Source organism: Mesorhizobium sp. M2A.F.Ca.ET.067.02.1.1 (assembly GCF_004023285.1).
Lineage (GTDB): Bacteria > Pseudomonadota > Alphaproteobacteria > Rhizobiales > Rhizobiaceae > Mesorhizobium.
In genome coordinates, this window is record NZ_RZSB01000683.1 from 1 (window position 1) to 3,251 (window position 3,251).

General features: G+C 64.4%; 3 protein-coding genes. 1 reads left to right on the forward strand and 2 read right to left on the reverse strand.

Going from position 1 to position 3,251, the window contains the following annotated elements; translation table 11 throughout:
• The coding region (locus EOA28_RS29920; protein WP_148670938.1) for a GGDEF domain-containing protein at nucleotides 1-1,075 on the reverse strand (1,075 nt) is incomplete at its 3' end.
• Nucleotides 1,076-1,240: 165 nt separating this feature from the next.
• Here EOA28_RS29920 and EOA28_RS29925 point away from each other — a divergent pair.
• Complete coding sequence (locus EOA28_RS29925) at nucleotides 1,241-1,546, forward strand: hypothetical protein (RefSeq protein ID WP_042645496.1); 306 nt, start codon at nucleotides 1,241-1,243, stop codon at nucleotides 1,544-1,546.
• A 66-nt stretch (nucleotides 1,547-1,612) separates the two neighbouring features.
• Here the strand turns inward: EOA28_RS29925 and leuC are convergent, their stop codons facing one another.
• Nucleotides 1,613-3,022 carry a 3-isopropylmalate dehydratase large subunit gene (gene leuC, locus EOA28_RS29930; protein ID WP_127250203.1) on the reverse strand — a complete coding sequence of 470 codons (1,410 nt, stop codon included), beginning with the start codon at nucleotides 3,020-3,022 and terminating at the stop codon, nucleotides 1,613-1,615.
• Nucleotides 3,023-3,251: the final 229 nt, after the last annotated feature.

The following is a 3,251-nucleotide window of genomic DNA, read 5'->3' on the forward strand; positions in this document are numbered from 1 at the left end:
GCTTCAGCCCTTCCCTGCCGGAGCGGGCGGCGACGCCGAAGCTCGCGGTCACCCTGGCGCCGGGCGGCAGGCCGTCGATCGTGCCGGCCGAATAGAAGCTACGGATCGCCTCGGCGAACAGCCTTGCCGCGCCCAGGTCGCTGAGCGGCAGAAGCACGGCGAATTCTTCGCCGCCGATGCGGCCGGCGGCTCCGCGCGCGCCGGTGGCGGAACGCAACTTCGCGGCGAAGTCGGCGATCACCCGGTCGCCGGCCTCATGCCCGTATTGATCGTTCAGGGCCTTGAAGTGATCGAGGTCGGCCAGCACCAGGGCGACGGGAAAGCCTGCCTTGGCGCACTGATCGAGCAGCACGGTCGACCGCTCCTCGAAGCCGCGGCGGTTGAGGATGCCGGAGAGCGGATCGGTGTGGGTCTCGGCCTTCAGCGCCCGCACCACGTCGAGCGCCGCCGCGGTGAACAGGCAAAGCGCGATCAGCAGCGACAGCAGCGCGTGCAGCAGCAGCGCCGTCGTCCAGTAGGACGAGGCATAGAGCTCGTCATAGCTCTTGAACGGTCCATTCGCGATGATGATGGCCAGCGTCCGCACGAAGAAGTTCAGCCCGGAAAGCAACGCCAGCACGAACAGCATTTTTTCCGTCGGACCATTGCCGCGCACCACGCGCAGTTCGGCGGCGGCCAGAAGGCTGATGCCGCCAAGCGCGAAATTGACGACGAGGATGCGCCATGTCAGGTCCGGCTGAACGAATAGGAACCAGCTGAATGCGGCCATGCCGCTTCCCGCCAGCACGCCGATCCCGGCATAAGGCACGGGCCGGCCGTGGCGCGCGACGATGGCGCCGACCAGACAGGACCCGGCAAGGCAGAAGCACAGATTGGAGAGGAACTTGGACGGCGCCAGCCCGACCGGGAAGGTGAAGTGCTGGAACAGGAACCCGCCAGCGGCGAGAGCATAGCTTGCCGCCAGGACCGCTAGGTAGGGCCGATGGCGCTGATAGCACCACAGCACGAGGAACGCAGCGCCGAGCGCCAGCGCTATCGTCGGATTGAGCAGCGCTATGAGCAGACCGGTGTCCAAAGGACTGCGACTTTCCCCAACTTACCCAAGGGGAGATGTTAGGACTTAAGCCCAAACAAGCGGTTAAGCGCTCTCGATAAATACGCCGCGAAACCATGGGGAACCGGGCTTGCCGGAGCGGCGTTGTCCGGCAAGACTGGAGACGCCAGACAGGAGACGATTGCGATGGCCGACACGATCACTTTGACCGATCACGATGAAATCCGCTCCTGGGCGGCTGCGCGGGCCGGCTTTCCGGCCATTGTCGATGTATCGCCGGAGCCTGGCACGCAAGCCATGCTGCGCCTGGTTTTTGACCAGCAGGCTTATGAGGACGAGGACCGGCCGGAACGCCCGCCCAATGCCGGCGGCTACGAGTTGGTCGAATGGGACGAATGGTTCAAGATCTTCGACGACCGCCAGCTGGCATTGGTCGTCGCCGCCGACGAGCCCGGCCGGCGCGAGGAGTTTCACGAGATCATCCGCAGGTAGGATTGTTGAAAGCAAAAGGCCCGGACAAAGCGCCCGGGCCTTTTGTTTGCTTCTGAAGCCGGTGGTTTACTTCCAGTCGCGGATGTCGACGAAATGGCCGGCGATCGCGGCGGCGGCCGCCATGGCCGGCGACACCAGATGGGTGCGGCCCTTGAAGCCCTGGCGGCCCTCGAAATTGCGGTTCGAGGTCGAGGCGCAGCGTTCATGCGGCTTCAGCCGGTCGTCATTCATGGCCAGGCACATCGAGCAGCCCGGTTCGCGCCAGTCGAAACCGGCGGCAACGAAGATCTTGTCCAGGCCTTCGGCCTCGGCCTGTTCCTTCACCAGGCCGGAGCCCGGCACGATCATGGCGTTGACGCGCGGATTGACCTTCTTGCCCTCGACCACCTTGGCGGCGGCGCGCAGGTCCTCGATGCGGCCATTGGTGCAGGAACCGATGAAGACGCGGTCAAGCGCGATGTCGGTGATCTTGGTCCCCGGCGTCAGGCCCATATATTCCAGTGCCCGATGCTTGGAGGAACGCTTGGTCTCGTCCGTGATGTCTTCGGGGTTCGGCACGATGCCCTGCACCGAGACGACGTCCTCCGGCGAGGAACCCCACGAGACGATCGGCGGCAGCTTCGCCGCGTCGAGCACGATCACCTTGTCGAAATGCGCGCCTTCATCCGACTTGAGCGTCTTCCAGTAGGCAAGCGCCGCATCCCACGCCGCGCCCTTGGGCGCGCGCGGCTTGTCCTTGACATAGGCGAAGGTCGTCTCGTCCGGCGCGATCAGGCCGGCGCGCGCGCCCGCCTCGATCGACATGTTGCAGATCGTCATGCGCCCTTCCATCGACAGCGAGCGGATCGCTTCGCCCGCATATTCGATGACATAGCCGGTGCCGCCGGCCGTGCCGATCTCGCCGATGATGGCCAGGATGATGTCCTTGGCGGTGACGCCTTCAGGCAGCTGGCCGTCGACGCGCACGAGCATATTCTTGGCCTTGCGCTGGATCAGCGTCTGGGTGGCGAGCACATGCTCGACCTCCGACGTGCCGATGCCATGCGCGAGCGCGCCGAAGGCGCCATGCGTCGACGTGTGGCTGTCGCCGCACACGATGGTCATGCCGGGCAGGGTGAAGCCCTGCTCGGGCCCGATGATGTGGACGATGCCCTGGCGGACATCGTTCTCGGAATAATATTCGATGCCGAAATCCTTGGCGTTCTTGGCCAGCGCCTCGACCTGGATGCGGCTTTCCTCGTTCTTGATGCCGAACTTGCGCTCCGGCGAGGTCGACACGTTGTGGTCGACCACGGCCAGCGTCTTTTCCGGATGCCGGACCTTGCGGTTCGACATACGCAGGCCTTCGAAGGCCTGCGGGCTGGTGACCTCATGCACGAGGTGGCGGTCGATATAGAGCAGGCAGGTGCCGTCGTCCTGGCGGTCGACGACATGGTCGTCGAAGATCTTGTCGTAGAGGGTGCGCGGTGCGCTCATGTGCGTAAATCCGTCGATATGAGAATGGGAAAAGCACGCCGGCAATCCGGCGCGACGACTGCGATCGCTCGGGTCAGTTAAGTCGGCTGGTCAGCGCGCCGCAAACGCGCGCGGAGAAACGCGACGGCAGGCGCTTCCTGTCCTGCAGCACGAAACCCTTGTAGGCCGGATCGCTGAAAAGCTTTTCCATGGCGGCGTAGATAGCAATGTTTTGGCTTTTCGGCAATTG

Excerpts from the sequence above, each read along its gene's own strand:
- leuC (WP_127250203.1), bottom strand. The coding sequence starts at position 3,022 with ATGAGCGCACCGCGCACCCTCTACGACAAGATCTTCGACGACCATGTC.
- EOA28_RS29925 (WP_042645496.1), top strand. The coding sequence starts at position 1,241 with ATGGCCGACACGATCACTTTGACCGATCACGATGAAATCCGCTCCTGG.